Raw genomic sequence first — 18,220 nt, 5'->3', positions numbered from 1 at the left:
CGGACCCCTCTCTGTGCCCTGCATCCGACGCGGCCCGTGGAACGCGTCCCACCCCGGCAGGACCCGGCAGAAGGGCGCCCCGTCCGGCCGCGGAGCACGTCCTCGCCGACGTGGCCGGGGCGCCGGACGCCGAACCGGCCGCGCGGCGAGCGTCCCCGCATGGGTCTGTTGCGGGCAAGTCCTTCCTGAGGTCCGCCCCTACGCTCCTCCTCCACACATCCACCTCCGCTCGCACCCGGAAGTGAACGCACCATGCGGCTGTACGTCCTTGCCCGCAACCCCACCGACTCGGTCACCGAAGGCTTTCTGCCCGCCGCGGGCAGGCTCGGCCTCGACGTCACCCTCCTCACCGATCAGCCCGATGCCCACCGGCGCGCTCCCGCACCGCGGTCCCTGAGCACCCTGGAGATCCTTGACTGCGACGTGCGCGACTTCCGCGCCGTCATCAGCCGGATCTCCGCGCACCACTCCCCCGGCGCGGTCTTCACCAACAGCGACCACCTGCAGACCCAAGCCGCCCTGGCAGCGGAGTACTTCGGGCTGCCGGGCAAGGACTGGCGTACGGCGCTGCGCACCAAGGACAAGGCGCAGATGAGGCGCCACCTCGCGGCCGCGGGCGCCGACGCCGTCTGGTCGGCGGAACTCCCCGCGGGGCAGGATCCGTCCGTGCTCACCGCGCTCGACGTGCCGTTCCCCTGTGTGGTCAAGCCGCGCGAGGGCGTGGCGAGCGAGGACGTGGTCCTGGTCGAAGGGCCCGGTCAGCTGGCGCGGCGGTGCGCTGAGATACAGGCACGGCGACCGGGAGCGGCGCTGGTGATCGAGGAGTACCTGGCCGGGGAGTTGTGCACCCTGGAGACGCTCGGCGACGGCCGGGTCCGGCATGTCCTGGGCGGATTCCGTACGGAGGTGTCGCCGCCGCCCCACTTCATCGAGGAGCGGATGACGTTCGTCCCGGCGCATCCGGAACCGGTGACGGCGCAGGTGCTTGCACAACTGGACGCATTGGGTGTGGGCTTCGGCGCCTGTCACACGGAGTTCGTGGTGGCGGCGGGACGAGCACGGCTCATCGAGGTCAACTACCGCGCCATCGGCGACCAGTGCGACCTTCTCCTCGCCCAGCTCCTGGACATCCCGCTCTTCGAACACATTCTGCGTACGCATATGGGCCAGCCGCTCCCGGCGGATCTGGGCGCGAGGACCGACGGCCGGGCGCGGCTCGACTACCCCTGTGCGCGGAGTGCCGGAACCCTGACGGCCGCGCCGCCCTCATCCGAAGAGACGGTCGACGGCGTACGGCTGACGTACCGTCCGCTGCGCGAGATCGGCGAGCGGCACGAACTCCACGGGACCAACCGCGACTTCCTCGGCGTGGTGCGCGCCACCGGCACCGATCAGGCCGCGGTGGACCGGGCCGTGGCGGACTTCGTGGCGGGGCATCACTGGGAGATCACACCGTGACGGACCTCGCGGTCGGCGTCGAGGGCGGGCTCCTGTTACGCGTACTCAGTGCGCTTCTGCGCGAGGACGTGGTGGGCTGGCGCACCCGGAGCAGCGTGGTGCGGGAGGCGGACGGCTCGTGGCTGAGGCTGCCGGTGCCTGTGCCGGGGCCTGTGCCGGTGCCTGTGCCGGGCTCGCACGGCGACGCCCTGCTCATGCCCGTATGCCCGGACGGCTACCAGGGGACGTACGCAGCAAGGCTCCCCCTGCTGCGGAGGGAGTCGGACGGGGCGGAACTCACCGACGCGGGCGGCATCCTCCGCGCCCTGCGTGATCTCGCCGACCCCGTCGACCGCGGCGGCTTCGACGCCTTCGCCGCGGAGTGCGGGCAGGCGCTCGACGCCATGCGGCTGCACGCCGGGACGAGGAGCGAGACGGACGCCCTGCTCACCAGGTGCTACGGCGGTGATCCCGGCACCTGGACCGGGCTCGGCGGCGGGCTCGCCCACGACACGCTCGCCGCGCGCGCGGATCACCCCGTGTATCCGACCTCGCGCGGCCGCTCCGGGCTGTCCGCCGACCAACTGCGCGCGTACGCACCCGAGTTCCACCCGACCTTCACGGTGCGGCAGCTCGCCCTGCCCCGCGAGGCCGTCGCCGTCGTCGGCGGCAGCAGCGACAGCGACGCATGGCTGTCGCCCGCCGCAGCGGGCGTGCCCGGACTCGAAGGCAGCCATCTCGTACTCCCCGTGCACCCCTTGACCGCGGACGGACCCCTGCGGGACGCGCTGCGGGAAGCGGGGCTCGGCGGGCGGGCCCGGCTCGTCGAGGGACCCGGGCCTGATGTCGTACCGACCCTGTCGATGCGTACCGTCGCCCTCTCCTCCCGCCCCGCGGACCACCTCAAGCTGCCCCTCGCCACCGCCACACTGGGCCTGCGCAATCGCCGCACCATCAAGCCGGGCACGCTCGTCGACGGTGCCGCGGGCCAGCGTCTTGTCGAAGCCGTCATCGCCCGCGAGGCCCGGTTCAGGGACGTCGTCCTGCACGCGGACGAGACCCGTTTCGCCCACGCCGGGCATGAACTCATCGCCGTGCTCCTGCGCCGCTACCCCGCCGGCCTCGACGGTTCCGCCGTCGTGCCGATGGCCGCCCTGCTGTGCCCGGCACCCGGCACAGACCGCCTGGTGATCGACCACCTCGCCGAACGTTTCTACGACGGCGACCCCCTCGCACTCCTGGATGCCGTGCTCGCCCTCCTCTTCGACTGGCAGACCACCCTCTTCGCCCACGGGATCGCCCTGGAGTCGCACCAACAGAACATCTCGCTGGTCCTGGACAAGCCCGCCCGCGGGGGCGGCGACCGCCGGACCCGGCTGCGACTGCTGCTCAAGGACAACGACGGACCGCGCGTCAACCTCGCCCGTCTGCACGATGTCATGGGTCAACAGGCCCTGGACGGTGCAGAGTTCGATGATGCGAGGATCTTCGTCGACGGAGACCGGCCCGTGCTCGATCTCTTCACCACCATCACCCTCCACCTCTGCGCGGGCTCCTACGCCTTCGGTCTCGCCCGGCACGGCCGCGCCCCGCTGCCGCGACTGCTCGATCTCGTGCGCGACCGGCTCGCCGAGGCCGTCGAGCGGCTCGGCACAGGCCCCGGGGAGCCCGGCGCGCTCCTGCGCACGCACGTCCTGGACGCGGCGGAGCTGCCGGTCAAGGCGATGGTCACCGCGGGCACCCTGCTCTCCAAGGAACGTTCCGGGGCCGCCGACATCAACAAGCACTACACGACGGGCCCCAACTACCTGCGGCGCACGGGGCCTTCATGACGGCCACCACCGCACCGTCGGGGAACACACTCGCCCGACCCGGCCTCGCCGCCCCCTGTGCCCCCTTGGCCGCCGCCGTTCCTCCCGCCCTGTTCCGCCGCTCGCCCCGCATCCGCTGGAGCCGTTGATGTCCCTGCCGACCGGCACGTTCGCCGCACCGTCCGCCCTGCCCGCCGAGCCCGCCGCCCTGCCCGGCGCCGACCGGGCGGTGACGCACACCCTCCTCAACTGCCTGCTGCGCGAGGTCTCGGGGCCCGAGCACCAGACCGCCGTCGTCGACGGCGCTCTTCTGCTCCGGCTGCCGCGCCGCGGGGTGCTGCTGCGCGTCGCGCTGCGCCGTGCGTCGCTCCTGGGCGCCCATCGCTTCACCGGCCCGGTGACCGAGCAGCGGAACGGCCGCTGGGCGGAGGTGGACTGGCCGCGCCTCGCCGAGTACACGCATGCCGAGCTCTCGCTGCGTACCGGCGTGCGCAACGAGGAGTTCCTGGCGCAGATCGCCTCCAGCCATGAAGGCGTGAGCGCCGGACTCGCCGCCCGTCGGGCGCACACCACAAGAACAACCCACGCCGCGCCTTCGGCCCCCGCCACGGAATCGGGCCCGAAGTGGCTCGCGGACTACCTCGCCTCCGAGCAGTCCCTGCTCTTCGGCCACCGCTTCCACCCCACCCCCAAGGCGCGCGGCGGCGACCTCGCCGACTGGTCCGCGTACGCCCCCGAGACCGCGTCCGTCTTCCCGCTGCGCCACCTCGCCGTACGGGACCACCTCATCGCCGAGGAGTCGGCGCGGCCGGACGCCACTGCCCCGCTCGACCGCCTCGGGAGCGTGCCGCACGGCTATCGCCTCCTTCCCCTGCACCCCTGGCAGTACGACCTGCTGCGGGGACATCCGGGACTGCGCGCCGCTTTGGGCCGCGAGGACGTGATCGACCTGGGGCCCGGCACCTCCCCCTTCGCGGCCACCGCCTCCGTGCGCACGCTGTACGACGGCGACACCTTCCTGAAGTTCAGCCTCAACGTCCGCATCACCAACTGCCTGCGCAAGAACGCCAGTTACGAGCTTTCGGGCGCCGTGGCGCTCACCCGCGTCCTCGAAGGCGCCCTGGACGACCTGGCCGCCCGCTTCCCCGGCAGCGCCGTGCTCCGCGAACCCGCCTACCGCAGCCTGGCCCTGCCGGGACCGGACGGCCGACCCGACCTCGCCCTCCTGGAGGGCTTCGGCGTCATCGTCCGCGAAGGCCTGGCAGCACGCCTCCTGCCCGGCACGACACCGCTGCTCGCCGCGGCCGTCGCGGACGAGTATCCGACGGGGCCGGGTCATATCTCCCGTCTCCTCGAAGGCGCGGGGCCGAAGCGGGCCCTCCAATGGTGGCGTACCTACCTGCGGCTCCTGCTGCCGCCGGTGCTCGCCGCGTACTTCGACCACGGCCTGGTGCTCGAACCGCATCTGCAGAACGTCCTCGTCTGCGTCGACGACGACGGCATGCCCGCCCGGGTGCTCTTCCGTGACCTGGAGGGCACCAAGCTCGTGCCCGAGCGCCACGCGAAGACCCTGGCCGCGCTCCCGCCCGAGGTCGCGGGGCCGCTGACGTACGACGCGCAGCGCGGCTGGGACCGCGTCGTCTACTGCCTCCTCGTCAATCACGTGGCCGAACTGCTCGCCGCCCTCGCCGATCTCCACCCGCACACCGAGCCCGCCCTGTGGTCCGAGGTCCGGGCTGCGGTGCAGGAGTTCGCCGACCGGCACGGCTGTCCGCCCCGGCTCAGCGCCCTGCTCGCCGGAGTGCCGCTGCCCGCCAAGGCCAACCTGCTCACCCGCTGGGAGCGCAAGGCCGACCGGGACGCGGGTTACGTCCGTCTCACCTCACCCTTCACGCTCGCCGAGCACGTACGGGACCTGGGTCCGCGTACCGAAGCACCCTGGAGCGCCGCCGGATGACCGACCCCACCCCCGCCGTACGTGACCGCGCCCTCGGCCTGCCTCCCGAGGAGCTGCCCGCCTACCTCTACGACCTCGCGGCCCTTGACGCGCATGCCGCCGCCGTGCGCGCCGCGCTGCCCCGCCAGGTCGAGCTCTACTACGCCGCCAAGGCCAACCCGGAGCCGGAGATCCTGGCCGCGCTCGGCCCGCACGTGCAGGGCTACGAGGTCTCGTCGGGCGGCGAACTCGCCCATGTGGCCAAGGCGGTGACCGGACACCCGCTGGCCTTCGGCGGACCCGGCAAGACACCGGACGAGATCACGGCCGCCCTTGAGCTGGGCGTGGCCCGCTTCCACGTGGAAAGCGCCTACGAACTGCGGATGCTGGGCGCGCTCGCCGCCCGCGTCGTGCCGCACACCCGGGTCGGCGTGCTCCTGCGGTTCAATCTCGCCCTCGACGACGCCTCCCTGACGGGCAGTTCCCTCACGATGGGCGGTCGCCCCACGCCTTTCGGCATCGATCCGGCCGAAGCCGACTCCGTGGTCACCTCGTTCACCGACGGCAGCCTGCCCCAGCTCGATCTGCTCGGCGTCCACGCCCACTTGGCCAGCGGCCTCGACGCACCACGGCAACTGGCGGTCGCCGAGACCATGGTGACCTGGTCGCAGGCGCTGGCCCTACGGCACGGCATCCGGCTCGCGGAGGTGAACGTCGGCGGCGGGATGAGCGTGGACTACACCGCCCCCGGCGCGCTCTTCGACTGGGCCCGGTACGGCGAAGGCCTCGCCCGGCTCTGCTGGGCGCACCCCGGACTGACGCTCCGCATCGAGCCGGGGCGGGCACTGAGCGCGTACTGCGGCTGGTACGCCACCGAGGTCCTGGACGTGAAGCAGAGCCACGGCGAGGAGTTCGCGGTGGTGCGCGGCGGCACCCACCATCTGCGCACCCCCGCCGCCAAGGGCCACGACCAGCCCTGCACCGTGCTTCCGGCGCGCGAGCCGTGGCCGCACCCCTGGCCGCGTTCCGAGGCGCGACAGGACCGGGTGACGTTCGCCGGACAGTTGTGCACCCCGAAGGACGTCCTGTCCCGGCGGGTTCCGGTGGCGGGGCTGCGGGCCGGGGACCGGGTGGTGTTCTCGATGGCGGGCGCGTACGCGTGGAACATCTCGCACCACGACTTCCTCATGCACCCCCGGCCGGGCTTCCACTTCCTCTGACTCCGGCTACGGCTCCGGCTCCGACTCTGGCTACGGCTACGGCTCCACGTCTGCTTGCGCCATGGGACCCGGCCCCCTAGTAACCCCGGGACCACCGCACGACGTTGCGCAGCGGCTCTCCGGTGGTGAGCCGCTGCCAGTTGTCCGCGAACAGGTCGATGATCCGCTCCGCCTCGTCGCGTGAGCCGCCCGCGGTGTGCTGGGTGAGGATGACGTTCGGGCAGCTCCACAGCGGGTGCCCGGCGGACAGCGGCTCCTCGCGGGTGACGTCGAGGACCGCGCCGCCGAGGCGGCCCGAGGCGAGGGCGGCGACCAGGGCGTCCTCGTCGGCCAGGGTGCCGCGTCCCGCGTTCACGAAGACCGCGCCGGGTCGCAGTTGCCCGATGCGCCGCCGGTCGAAGAGGTCGGCGGTCTCGTCGGTGCCCGGCAGCAGCCCCACGACGATGTCGAACCCGGGCAGCGCGGCGTCGAGTTCCTGCGGAGTGCGGATGTCGCCGTCGCCCCGTGCGAAGTGCGCGACGGTACAGCCGAAGGGCGCGAGGAGTTGGGCGAGGCGCAGGGCGATGGTTCCCCTGCCCAGGATGAGGACGTTCGCGCCGCTCAGGAGCCGCAGGCCGGGCCGGACGTCGAGCTTCGACCAGGACTCGTCGGCGCGGAGCCCGGCCAGCACGTCGACACCGCGGTAGAGCGCGAGGATGCCCGCGAGGCAGGTCTCGGCGACGGGGTCGGCGAAGAGGCCGCCGAGGTTGGTCACGGCGAGGCGCTGGCCGAGGACGGGCCAGTCGAGGCGTGCGTAGCGGTCGATGCCCACGGACGCGAGTTGCAGCCAGCGCAGGTTCGGCGCGTTCTCCAGCCAGTCCGCCCGGGGGTTGCCGAGGGCGAAGTGGGAATCGGAGAGGACGCGGGCGTCGTCGGGCGAGCCGGAGTCCGGTTCGGTGAACCAGACCGGGCCCGGTGCGATGTCGCGGATCCGCGCCTGTTCGTCGGTGTCGAGCGCGAGCTCCACGTACAGGAGGGCGTCCGGTGGCATACCGGCCCGGTCTAAGGCCTGCTGAGCGTGTGGTGCACGGACCATTCCTGATACCCCCGTGGTAAGGAAAGCGCTGGTGAACGCACGTTCACCGAACTTAGGGCTTGTGCCGCACGAGGGTCAACAGTGATCTGTGCGCCGCGAGCGGGCGCCGGGAGGTCAGGCCCCCGTCGTGGAGCCGGGCCTGATGATCATGAGGACGGTGACGGTGGCCCAGAGGAGGTTGAAAATGCCGGTGTACATCGCCAGCCGGGCGCCGGCGCGCTCCCCCACGGCCACCGCGCCCGTCCCGACGGCCAGTTGACCGCCTGCGCCGCCGTCTCCCTCCCGGCCCCCCTCGCCATCCCCCGTCCCGGTCACCGCTTCGAGCGCCGCCTCCTGGCGCGGCAGGACGAGCACGATGAGCACCGCGGCCGCGGCCATCGTGAGGATGATCGAGGCGATCAGCCAGGCACTGCCGAGCACGCCCAGGCTGCTGGCGGTCACGAGCCCGGTGACGGGGACGGCGACGCCGACGAACGCGTACACCGAGCAGATGCGCTGCAGCAGGCGCAGCGAGGCGACGGCCGCCCCGTCCTGCGGATCGGCCTGTGCCCGGCGCAGGGCTGCGGGGAACATGCTGGCGGCCACGGTGACCGGGCCGACGGCGAGGATGGCGGCCAGTACATGGAGCGTCAGGAAGAACTTGGTCACGGCAGGGGTCCTCGGACTTTCGGAGATCGGTTTCCCGGGGAACGGCGGAGATCTGGCGGCTCCCGACCGGGACCCGGCCGCCGAGATTAGTCAGCGCTCGGGCCTCCCGACAGTGGCATTAGTGACAGGCTTCGCACAGATACCGCCATGGGCTCTTCGTCCAGCTCGTGCGGTACGGAGAAGCCGTAGCCCCTGCATTCGCGCTTGGCGGGATGACGACACTGCCGTACGTTTCCGCCATGCATACCGTGGCCGTCCTGGCGCTGGACACCGTCATCCCGTTCGACCTGTCCACGCCCATCGAGGTCTTCAGCCGCACCCGGCTGCCGGGCGGGCGCCCCGGCTACCGCGTGCGTGTCTGCGCCGCGGCGCCGCAGACCGACGCCGGTCTGTTCACGATCCAGGCGCCATGGGGTCTTGAGGGGCTCGCGGACGCGGACACGATCATCGTGCCCGGCACCTCCGACGTGTCCGGACCCGTCCCGGACGCGGTGCTCGACGCGCTGCGGGACGCGGCGGCCGACGGCACCCGGATCGCCTCGATCTGCGTGGGCACCTTCACGCTGGCCGCGGCCGGCCTCCTGTCCGGGCTGCGCGCCACCACGCACTGGATGGCCGCGAGCAGGCTCGCCGAGTGCTACCCCGACATCGACGTCGACCCCGATGTCCTCTACGTCGACAACGGGCAGATCCTGACGTCCGCCGGGGCCGCCGCCGGACTCGACCTGTGTCTGCACCTGATCCGCCGGGACTACGGGTCCGCCGTCGCCGCGGACGCGGCCCGGCTCTCGGTGATGCCCCTGGAACGCGAGGGCGGCCAGGCCCAGTTCATCGTCTCCGAGGCGCCGCCCACACCGCAGGGCTCCGAGCTCGAACCGCTCCTGCTGTGGCTGGAGGAGAACGCGAAGCGCGAGCTCACCCTGGAGGAGATCGCGGGGCGGGCGGGCATGAGCACCCGCACGCTGCTGCGCCGCTTCCGCGAGCAGACGGGCAGCACGCCGTTGCAGTGGCTGCACCGCACCCGTATCCGGCAGGCCCAGCATCTGCTCGAAACGACGGGGCACTCCGTCGAACGCATCGCCGACCAGGTCGGCTTCGGCTCACCCACCGCCTTCCGCGACCGCTTCAAGCGCGTCGCCGGTGTCAGCCCGCAGGCCTACCGCAGGGCGTTCCAGTGACCCGGGACGCCGTCCGTCGCGTCGCTCAGAGCGCCGCTCAGAGCGTCGCTCAGACCTTGCGTGCCTCGACGAGGCACCAGTGGGGGCTGCCGTCACCGCGGCGGCCCAACTCCTCCAGCGGACGCAGCCGCATCGTGAACCCGGCCCGGAGCAGGTCCTCGAGCACACCGCGCAGCGGGAAGGTCCGGTAGTACATGACGAACGACGGTTTCCACAGCAGATTCCGCACCCGCATCACCCCGTCGAAGCCGAGCAGCGCCCAGTACAGCGGCGACGTCATGCGCTGCGGCGCGCCGACCGGGAAGGCGAAGACCCCGCCGGGCCGCAGCGCCCCGTGAACCTCCGCGAACAGCCGCGGCCGTTCGGCGGGCAGGAAGTGCCCGAACGCCCCGAAGCTCACCGCCAGGTCGAAGGCCCCCGTAAAGGGCAGCGCACGGGCGTCGGCCCGCACCCACTCCACCGCGGGCCCGCCGTCCCGTGGCTCGACGGCGGCCTGCGCCCGGGCCAGCATCCCCGCGCTGAAGTCGACGCCGGTGACCCGCTCACGGCACAGCGGCAGCAGCGTCTCGACGCCCGCGCCGGTGCCGCAGCAGACATCGAGGCCCGCGTCGAACGGTCCGAGGCCACGCAGGGTGTCCGCGACCGCGTGCAGCATGCGGTCGGGCGTACGGAACGGGGTGTGGTCGAACTTCGGGGCCAGCAGGTCGTAGCCGTCCTCGATGGAGGAGAGAGCCTGCACGGCCAGTTCGCGGAGCGTGGGTCCCTGGGAGGTGAACACCGTGCCCACCCTAGTCAGGGGCGGGACGACAGGGGCTCGACCATGGACAAACCGGGGCATATCTTGGTAATGGCAGGGCGTGACCACCGAGAGGGACTCCACCTGAGCTTCGCCCTCGTGCCGCCCTTCCTGGTGCGGGCCGATCCCGGAACGACCGGCCGCGGCATGGGCCTGGTCCCAGCCGTTCGGGCTTGAACCAGCGTCGGAGGTGTTCCTGACCGGCAGCGGATCAGCGGGCTTCGACCAGCGTTCAAACATGGAGGGCCCGGACGGTTCCACGGACTTCCGACCGCCGCTGTGGCCGGTTACCGCCAGGAGGTCTACCGGGTTGAGCCAGGGGTCGTATAGACGTATCGCGGCCGTAGATCCCGCCACTCAGCACGAGGAGGCATGCTCATGACCGGTGCCCGGACCACCACCGCGGCAGGCAAGACCCGGTTCGACGACATATACGACGAGGACGATCCCCGCGCGTACTTCCGCACGCTGGCCCCCTTGCGGTACGAGATACCGCAGCAGGCCCGCGACGTCTTCCGGCGCACGCTCGCCCAGCGGTCCGCGGTGCGCGGCACCCGCCTCCCCGTCACGGTCCTCGACGTCTGCTGCTCCTACGGGATCAACGCGGCGCTGCTCAACCACGACCTCACGCTCGCCGACCTCTACGCGCGCTACACCAGCGCCGAGACGGCCGCCCTCACGCGCGGTGAACTCATCGAGTCCGACAAAAAGTTCTACGCCTCGCGGCGGCTGGCGGACGCGGTGCCGGTCATCGGTCTCGACACGGCGGGCAACGCCGTCCGCTACGCCCTGGAGGTGGGGTTGCTCGACGAGGCCTATGCCGAGAACCTCGAGCGTCACCCGCCCAGCGACGCACTGCGCCACGCCGTGGGGCGCGTCGGCCTGATCACGGTCACCGGAGGCATCGGTTACATCACCCACCACACCTTCGACGCGCTCCTCGACGCGACGCGCATCCCGGTGTGGGTGAGCGCGTTCGTCCTGCGCACGGTCCCCTACACGGAGATCCTCGCCGTCCTGGACGCCCACGGCCTCGCCACCGACACCGATCCCGAACGGACCTATCCGCAGCGGCTGTTCAGCGACCCCGCCGAGCAGGCCAGTGCCGTGGAACTGGTGCTTGAGGCCGGTGACGACCCCACCGGCCTCGAGGCCGACGGCCGCTATTACACCCGCCTGCACCAGTCACGGCCCCGGCCCGCATAACCGCCGGCGGACGCGGCGCGGGGGCGTGGCCGAAAGCCAGGCCCCCGCACCACGGCGTCGGACGCTCGGGACGGACGCCCGGGTCTCGGCGTAGCCGCTCAGCTCGTGAAGAACTCGCTGACCCGCGCCGCGAACTTCTGCGGGCTCCCCTCGTGCACCAAGTGCCCGACCGGCATCGTGATCACCCGGCAGTCGGGGATCGCGGTGGCCATGTCCGGGATACGCTCCTGCGGCATGGTGCTGTCCGGGCCGCCCGCCACGATCAGGGTCGGCGCGACGATCTCGCCGAGCCGCTCGGCCCACTCCGGGTCGGGGTCGAAGATCTGGGCGCGGACCGCCGGGGAGACGGGCCAGTCGAAGTCGATGGCCCCATCGGGGCCCGGCGCTTCGACCCAGTCGCGCGGATAGGGCGGCGGCGTCTCCTCCAGGACGAGGCGTTCCACGCGGTCGGGGTGCTCCTCGGCGAGCAGGTACGCCACGACCCCGCCCATGGAGTGCCCGACGACGCCGACGCGGTCGAGGCCCAGTTCGTCGAGGAAGCCGAGCACGTCGTCCCGCATCAGCTCGACCGAGTACTCGTCGGGCCAGTCGCTCTCCCCGTGTCCGCGCAGGTCGAGCGCGTACACCCGCCACTCCTGGCCGAGCGCCTGCCCGACCTGCTCCCAGGTCTCCGATGAACCGCCGAGCCCGTGCAGCAGCACGACAGGCGCTCCGTACGAGTCGCCCCAGGTCCGATAGGCCAGGCGTACGTCGCCCACATCCACCACTGCGTGATCGCTCATGCCCCTGACGCTACAGCGCGTCGACCGAACCATTGAGCAGTGGCCTGGACCCATGCTAGAAAGCGCTTGCTCTCCTCGCCTCCGCCCCCTCACGCGCCCCTCAAATCACTCCCCTCCCCTCCCTCCACCATCGGAGACCCCATGCACTCTCCTTGGTCCCGCCGTGCCTTCCTGCTCAGCACCGGCGGCTCCGCGCTCGCCCTGACGGCCTCGGGGATGCTGCCCTCCGAAGAGGCGGCAGCGGCGGTGGCCGCCGACGCGTACGCGGCGCTGCGCACCAAGTGGGCCGCCTTGATACTCGGCGAGGGTTTCTCCCCCACGGCCGAGCCCTTCAAGAGCCGCCTCGCCGCACTCGGCGCCACCGCACGGGAGTTGCGCGGCACCATGGCCCCCGCCGCGGGGTCTCTGTGGCCCGACGCCTCGTACGCCGACCCCGATCCGGACACCGACCAGGAGTCGTACGGCTACTCGGCGAACGTGGTGACCGGCTACAGCAGGCTGAGCACCATGGCACAGGCCTACCGCCAGGAGGGCACGGGCCTGACCGGCGACGCGGGCCTGAAGGCCGACATCCTCACCGGCCTCGACCACCTCTACACGCAGGTCTACAACGAGAACCAGGCGCGGTTCGGCAACTGGTACAGCTGGCAGATCGGCGCCCCGCAGCACCTCCTCGACGTCTGCGTGCTGATGTACGACCAGCTTTCGGCGACCCAAGTGGACAACTACTGCAAGGCCGTCGACCACTTCGTGCCCGACTCGGCGGTGGGCAGCTACACCGGTACGAGCACCGGCGCGAACCGCGTCGACCTGTGCCGGGTGCTCGCGCTGCGCGGGGTCGTCGGCGACTCCGCCGCGAAGATCGCCCTTGCCAGGGACGCCCTCTCCCCCGTCTTCCCGTACGTGACGAGCGGGGACGGTCTCTACACCGACGGCTCGTTCATCCAGCACACCACCGTGCCGTACACGGGGTCGTACGGATCGGTGATGCTCGGCGGGCTCGGGATGCTCTTCGCCCTGTTGCGCGGATCCGGTTGGGAGGTCACGGACGCCAAGAAGCAGATCGTCTTCGATGCCGTGGAGAAGGCGTGGGCACCGTTCCTCTACAACGGCCTCGTCATGGACGGCGTGGCGGGGCGGGCGATCAGCCGCGGCCTCTCCGCCTCCGACGCCACCAGGACGCAGGCCGACGACCACCGGCGCGGCCACCCGATCATGTCCGCCGTGGTGCTCCTCGGCCAGGGCGCGAGCGCCGCCGAGAACGCGCGCTGGCGCGGCCTGGTCAAGGGCTGGATGCGGCGCGACTACTACAGCCCGCCGCTGAGCGATTCCTCGCTCGGCCTGACGGGCCTGGCCCGGCTGCAGGACGTCGAGGACGACGCTTCGGTGACCGCGATCGCCGAGCCCACGGGCCATCGCCTCTTCCCCGACATGGCCCGCGCGACGCACCGACGCCCCGGCTGGGCGGCTTCGATCAGCATGGCCGATCCGCGCATCACGTACTACGAGACAGGCAACGGCGAGAACCTGCGCGGCTGGCACACCGGCTCCGGAATGCTCTACTGGTGGGGCGACACCTACGCCAACGGCCAGTACAGCGACGCCTTCTGGCCCACCGTCGATCCCGGCCGGCTGCCCGGCATCACGGCCTCGCGCAAGGTGCTCGCGGACGCGGCGGGCGGCGACTGGGGCGCGTCGATGCCGGACGTGAAGTGGGTGGGCGGCGCGACTGACGGCGGGCGCGCCTCCATCGGTCAGTACTTGAAGGGCTTGCAGAGCACCCTGCGGGCGAAGAAGTCGTGGTTCTGCCTGGACGACGCGATCGTGTGCCTGGGCGCGGGCATCGTCTGCACGGACGGCGCGGCGGTCGAGACGACCGTCGAGAACCGCAACCTCGGCCCGACGGGCACCACGTCCTTCCAGGTGGACGGCGCCGCCAAGCCGACGACGACGCCCTGGTCGGCGACCCTCACCGGAGCCAAGTGGGCGCACATCGGGGGCCACGGCGGCTATGTCTTCCCCGGCGGCGCGACGGTCAAGGCACTGCGCGAGGCGCGTACGGGCAAGTGGAGCGACATCAACAAGGGCGGCGCCACGACCGCGATCACCCGCAAGTACCTCACGTTGTACGTCGACCACGGCACCGCCCCGACGAACGGGACGTACGCCTACGCCCTGATGCCGGGCGCGAGCGCGGCACAGACGGCGGCGCGCTCGGCGGACACCGGATGGCTCCGGGTCCTGGCCAACTCCGATGACCAGCAGGGGGTTTCCGTGCCCTCGCTCGGCTTCACCGGGGTCAACTTCTGGTTCGGCGGCACGGTGGGCGAGCTCACCGCGAGCGCGCCCTGCTCGGTGCAGATCAGCGAGAAGAGTGACGGCACCGCGGTCATCTGCGTCAGTGACCCGATGCGCGCGCAGACCTCCCTGACCCTCACCTGGCGGCGCGCCGTCTCCGCGGTGACGGCCAAGCCCGCCACGGTCACGTCTGCGGTCACGGGCGCGTCCCTGAAGCTGACCTTCGGGAATCTGAGCGGCACGAGGGGCGCCAGTCAGCGGATCACCGTGAAGCTGGGCAGCTCTTAGCACCGATGCTTTCCGGTCGACCCTGGATTCCGGTAGAAAATCAAAAAATCTGTTGCCGCAGGTCAGACGGTTGTTCTGGGTTGCACCACCACCTCCGGTCCACATGTTGGACAGCGCGAGCGCCCTGTCCACCTTCCCCCTTCGCGCACGCTGAGCTGCTCGAACATCATTTGAGTGACCGCTGAGCGGACACAGGCATCCGGAAATCGACCATACATTTGGTGCTCACTCTCCGCACCGGCAAGACTCCCGTACGCAATCAGGAACACCCCCCGCATCAAAGGAGAGTTGACGTGCGTTTCTTCCTCAAGACGGTGGGCGCCACCGCTGTCGTGGCCGCCTGTGTGATGTCCGGAACCGCCGGCACGGCGCAGGCCCAGCCGAAGGCCGCCGCCGCCGGCCTCTACGCGCCCTCGTCACTGGTCCTCGCCGTCGGCCAGGGCGAAGAGGCGGACACCGCGACCATGCAGCGCGCCGTGACCCTGACCTGTACGTCCAAGGAGGCCTCGGGCAGCCACCCCTCGGCGTCCGCAGCCTGCGCCGAACTCCAGTCGGCCAACGGCGAGTTCGCCCGCCTGGTCGGCAAGACGCCCGGCATGGCCTGCACGAAGGAGTGGAAGCCCGTCGTGGTCACCGTGGACGGCGTCTGGCAGGGCAGACGAGTCGCGTGGTCCGCGACCTTCGGCAACACCTGCGAAATGCAGGCACGCCTGACGGGCGGCGCGACCCTCACGTTCTGATCCCGCCCGCCGCACGCCTTGGACGCCGCCCCGAGCGACGTCCAAGGCACTGCCCGTGGCGCGCCCGGCTACCCTGACGCATGACCAAGATCCACGCCCGGGACATCAGCACCGCCCGCCTCGCCCTCGTACCTCTTCAGGTCGAGCATGCCGACGAGATGGCCGATGTGCTCTCCGATCCCGCCCTGCATTCCTTTATCGGCGGAGCTCCGGACGATGCGCAGGCCCTTCGTGCCCGTTACCGGCGGATGATCGGCGGGGCGCCCGATCCGGCGGTCTCCTGGTGCAACTGGGTGCTGCGGCTGCGTGACGAGGGGGCTCTGGCCGGGACGGTGCAGGCCACGATCGGGCCCGGTGGTGACGGCGGGGCACTCGTCGCCGAGATCGCCTGGGTGGTGGGAACTCCCTGGCAGGGGCGGGGTTTTGCCGTGGAGGCGGCCCGCGGTCTCGTCGGGTGGCTGGCGGAGCAGCCGGACGTGCGCGGCGTCATCGCGCACGTCCACCCTGATCACCGGGCCTCGGCCGCCGTCGCCACCGCCGCGGGACTTGTCCGCACGGATCAGTGGCACGACGGCGAGGTCAAGTGGCAGCGGGAATTCGGGAGTTGACTGCGTTGCCTCAGCGGCGGACGCGGAACGTGCCGCGGCGGACGCCGCAGTACCCGTCGTCGTTGCCCGTGTCGTCGGGCCACCTCGTCAGCCGCAGTCGCGCCCCGAGGCCTTCGAGCACCGCGTCGGGGACGTGGATCGGCTCGGGAGTCGAGGGGAAGCGCGCTGCGGCTGACATGAGGGTCCGTCCGCGAAAGGGTCAGTACGGGCGGTCGCCCGCGATCGCGACCCGCTCGGCCACGCGACGCTGCGGGGCGTAGTCGTCGACCGCGTAGTGCTGGGTGGAGCGGTTGTCCCAGAAGGCGACGTCACCCGCCTGCCAGGTGAACCGCACCTGGTACTCGGGGACCTGCGCCTGGCGCACCAGGTAGCCCAGCAGCCGGTCGCTCTCGGCGCGCTCCATGCCCACGATGTGCGTGGTGAAGGAGGTGTTCACGAAGAGCATCTTGCGCCCGGTCTCCGGGTGCCTGCGCACGACGGGGTGGGTGACCGGCGGGAACTGCTCCTGGAGCGGGATCAGCTTCTCGGGTCCGTAGAAGCGGACGAAGCCGGGGATGAAGTCGTGCACCGCCTGCGCTCCGTCGATGCGCGCCTTCACCTCGTCGGAGAGGTTGTCGTACGCGGCCGCCATGTCCGCCCACATGGTGTCGCCGCCCACCGGCGGCACCTCGCGCAGCTGCAGGACGGCGCCCAGCGCGGGCTTCTCGCGGAAGGTGACGTCGGCGTGCCAGACGTTCTCGTACGTGGGGGTGGCGCTGCCGCCCTTGTCGAACCGGACGACGTCCTCGGCCGAGCCGCGCGCGAGCAGCGGATTGGTCTCCAGCTCGCCCCAGTTGAGGGCGAAGGCACGCTGCTGCTCGGAGGTGATGTTCGCGCCCCGGAAGAAGAGCACCTTCCACTCCAGGAGGGCGCGGTTGAGCTCCTCGCGCAGCGCCGGGGTCAGCGGCCGCGCGAGGTCGACGCCGCGTATCTCGGCGCCGATGATGCGTCCCTGCGGGACGACGTCGATCAGTTCGTAGGGGCGCTCTTCCCAGCCCTCGGGGACGCGGCGCAGGGTGCGGCGGCCCTCGTACATGCCGTCGGCGGGAACGCGCGCGTCACGGAGCGCGGGAGACGCGGCGGACTCGGGAGACGCGGACGGGACGGCAGGGGTAATCACAGCCATGGTGATCCTTCGGTCGTGAGTGAACGGGTGGCGTCACGGAGTGGGAACTCCGGACGGCTTGAGCCGGATTCCCGGGCAGCTAGCGACCCGATCGCTCGCACCCGCGCCGCCACGGGACCATGAAGGTCCGCTCGGCTGCGGTCAGGTGCTGGATCATGCAGGCCATTGTGTATGGCTATGCCTTGCGGAGCAAACCCCCGTACTCGTAGATCCCCTTGTTGTGCTCGGTGGCTCCCAGATAGGGGGCCAGGTCCTCGTGGACGGGGGCGAGCGGCGGCTGGTCCTCGTCGGGGCGCCAGTCGACCAGATTCACCAGGCCGGGCTCGACCGGCACCAGCCCGTCGAGGAGGGCGTCGACCTCGGCCGGGGTCCGCGTCTGCCAGGGCACTCCGCCGCCGGAGATGTGCGCGCTCATCGCGGCGCCGCGGGCCGGGTCGTCGGCCACGACCTGCGAAAGGCCGAGGTAGCTGCCGGGCACGGCCCGGTCGATGATCGTGCGCAGCACGCTGCGGGGGCCGTCGGCATCGGTGAGGTGGTGGACCACCGACAGGAAGAGCACCGCGACCGGCTCGTCGAAGTCGATGAGGCGCAGCACGTCGGGATGGCCGAGGATCGCGTCCTGTTCCCGCATGTCGCCGTGGATGACGGTGGTGGTGGAGTCGTCGGCGAGCAGCGCCCTGCCGTGCGCGAGGACGATCGGGTCGATGTCCACGTAGACGACACGGGTGTCCGGTGCGAAGCGCCGTGCGACCTGATGGACGTTGTCGTCGGTCGGCAGTCCGCAGCCCATGTCGACGAACTGGCGGATCCCCGCCTCCGTCAGATGCCGTACGACGCGGAACAGGAACTCGCGGTTCTGCCGGGCGATGTCCACGCACTCGGGGAAGTCGGGCAGTGTCCGGAGCAGGAATTCGCGGTCGACCGCGTAGTTGTCCTTGCCGCCGAGCATCCAGCCGTAGGCACGTGCCGACGTCGGCACGTCGAAGGGTATGGACGATCTTGTCGACAGGTCTTCTGCGGCCACAGCGCGTT

At 71.5% G+C, this 18,220-nt stretch carries 16 protein-coding genes; 9 read left to right on the top strand and 7 right to left on the bottom strand.

Annotation, left to right across the window (positions count from 1 at the left end; translation table 11 throughout):
• Positions 1–252: 252 nt before the first annotated feature.
• The 4 genes from ABZ906_RS31045 to ABZ906_RS31030 all read left to right on the top strand — a co-directional run bounded on the left by ABZ906_RS31045 (position 253) and on the right by ABZ906_RS31030 (position 6,404).
• Positions 253–1,458 (top strand): ATP-grasp domain-containing protein, encoded by a 1,206-nt coding sequence (locus tag ABZ906_RS31045; protein WP_361388339.1) that lies wholly within the window; start codon positions 253–255, stop codon positions 1,456–1,458.
• Positions 1,455–3,269, top strand: coding sequence for an IucA/IucC family siderophore biosynthesis protein (locus ABZ906_RS31040; protein WP_361388336.1), 1,815 nt, complete (start codon positions 1,455–1,457; stop codon positions 3,267–3,269). Before ABZ906_RS31045 ends, ABZ906_RS31040 begins: the two co-directional genes overlap by 4 nt.
• Positions 3,270–3,396: 127 nt before the next feature.
• On the top strand, positions 3,397–5,205 hold the full coding sequence (locus tag ABZ906_RS31035; protein ID WP_361388333.1) for an IucA/IucC family protein: 1,809 nt from the start codon (positions 3,397–3,399) through the stop codon (positions 5,203–5,205).
• Positions 5,202–6,404, top strand: coding sequence for a type III PLP-dependent enzyme (locus ABZ906_RS31030; RefSeq protein ID WP_361388330.1), 1,203 nt, complete (start codon positions 5,202–5,204; stop codon positions 6,402–6,404). Before ABZ906_RS31035 ends, ABZ906_RS31030 begins: the two co-directional genes overlap by 4 nt.
• A 76-nt stretch (positions 6,405–6,480) precedes the next feature.
• On the opposite strand, the gene ABZ906_RS31025 is transcribed toward ABZ906_RS31030, so the two are convergent.
• Together ABZ906_RS31025 and ABZ906_RS31020 are read right to left on the bottom strand one after the other, a co-directional pair.
• Positions 6,481–7,434, bottom strand: coding sequence for a D-2-hydroxyacid dehydrogenase (locus tag ABZ906_RS31025; protein WP_361184721.1), 954 nt, complete (start codon positions 7,432–7,434; stop codon positions 6,481–6,483).
• Positions 7,435–7,593: 159 nt separating this feature from the next.
• A complete protein-coding gene (locus ABZ906_RS31020; RefSeq protein ID WP_361184723.1) occupies positions 7,594–8,127 on the bottom strand; it encodes a DUF2269 family protein in 534 nt (177 codons plus the stop codon).
• A gap of 239 nt (positions 8,128–8,366) precedes the next feature.
• On the opposite strand from ABZ906_RS31020, the gene ABZ906_RS31015 reads away from it, so the two are divergent.
• The gene (locus ABZ906_RS31015; RefSeq protein ID WP_361388327.1) at positions 8,367–9,305 is read left to right on the top strand and encodes a helix-turn-helix domain-containing protein; all 939 of its coding nucleotides are present in this window, start codon (positions 8,367–8,369) and stop codon (positions 9,303–9,305) included.
• 49 nt (positions 9,306–9,354) lie between these two features.
• Here ABZ906_RS31015 and ABZ906_RS31010 read toward each other — a convergent pair whose 3' ends face one another.
• Positions 9,355–10,083 (bottom strand): class I SAM-dependent methyltransferase, encoded by a 729-nt coding sequence (locus tag ABZ906_RS31010; protein WP_361388324.1) that lies wholly within the window; start codon positions 10,081–10,083, stop codon positions 9,355–9,357.
• Positions 10,084–10,479: 396 nt separating this feature from the next.
• On the opposite strand from ABZ906_RS31010, the gene ABZ906_RS31005 reads away from it, so the two are divergent.
• Positions 10,480–11,307 carry a hypothetical protein gene (locus ABZ906_RS31005; RefSeq protein WP_361184730.1) on the top strand — a complete coding sequence of 276 codons (828 nt, stop codon included), beginning with the start codon at positions 10,480–10,482 and terminating at the stop codon, positions 11,305–11,307.
• 98 nt (positions 11,308–11,405) lie between these two features.
• Here the strand turns inward: ABZ906_RS31005 and ABZ906_RS31000 are convergent, their stop codons facing one another.
• Positions 11,406–12,089, bottom strand: coding sequence for an alpha/beta hydrolase (locus ABZ906_RS31000; protein ID WP_361388321.1), 684 nt, complete (start codon positions 12,087–12,089; stop codon positions 11,406–11,408).
• A gap of 141 nt (positions 12,090–12,230) precedes the next feature.
• On the opposite strand from ABZ906_RS31000, the gene ABZ906_RS30995 reads away from it, so the two are divergent.
• The 3 genes from ABZ906_RS30995 to ABZ906_RS30985 all read left to right on the top strand — a co-directional run bounded on the left by ABZ906_RS30995 (position 12,231) and on the right by ABZ906_RS30985 (position 16,023).
• Positions 12,231–14,675, top strand: a complete 2,445-nt coding sequence (locus ABZ906_RS30995; protein ID WP_361388318.1) for a polysaccharide lyase 8 family protein — start codon at positions 12,231–12,233, stop codon at positions 14,673–14,675.
• Positions 14,676–14,968: 293 nt separating this feature from the next.
• Positions 14,969–15,415 (top strand): subtilase-type protease inhibitor, encoded by a 447-nt coding sequence (locus ABZ906_RS30990; RefSeq protein WP_361388315.1) that lies wholly within the window; start codon positions 14,969–14,971, stop codon positions 15,413–15,415.
• 80 nt (positions 15,416–15,495) lie between these two features.
• The gene (locus ABZ906_RS30985) at positions 15,496–16,023 is read left to right on the top strand and encodes a GNAT family N-acetyltransferase (protein ID WP_361388312.1); all 528 of its coding nucleotides are present in this window, start codon (positions 15,496–15,498) and stop codon (positions 16,021–16,023) included.
• A gap of 10 nt (positions 16,024–16,033) precedes the next feature.
• Here ABZ906_RS30985 and ABZ906_RS30980 read toward each other — a convergent pair whose 3' ends face one another.
• From ABZ906_RS30980 to ABZ906_RS30970, 3 genes are all read right to left on the bottom strand, one after another.
• Entirely contained in the window at positions 16,034–16,201 is a 168-nt protein-coding gene (locus tag ABZ906_RS30980; protein WP_361388309.1) for a hypothetical protein, read from the bottom strand.
• A 21-nt stretch (positions 16,202–16,222) separates the two neighbouring features.
• Positions 16,223–17,098 (bottom strand): TauD/TfdA family dioxygenase, encoded by an 876-nt coding sequence (locus ABZ906_RS30975; RefSeq protein ID WP_361388771.1) that lies wholly within the window; start codon positions 17,096–17,098, stop codon positions 16,223–16,225.
• Positions 17,099–17,363: 265 nt separating this feature from the next.
• Positions 17,364–18,212: an SAM-dependent methyltransferase gene (locus tag ABZ906_RS30970; protein ID WP_361388306.1), complete on the bottom strand. Its 849-nt coding sequence runs from the start codon at positions 18,210–18,212 to the stop codon at positions 17,364–17,366.
• Between the last annotated feature and the right edge of the window lie 8 nt (positions 18,213–18,220).

Source organism: Streptomyces sp. NPDC046925 (assembly GCF_040644915.1).
Classification (GTDB): Bacteria; Actinomycetota; Actinomycetes; order Streptomycetales; family Streptomycetaceae; genus Streptomyces.
This window is presented reverse-complemented; position numbering and strand designations above follow the sequence as displayed.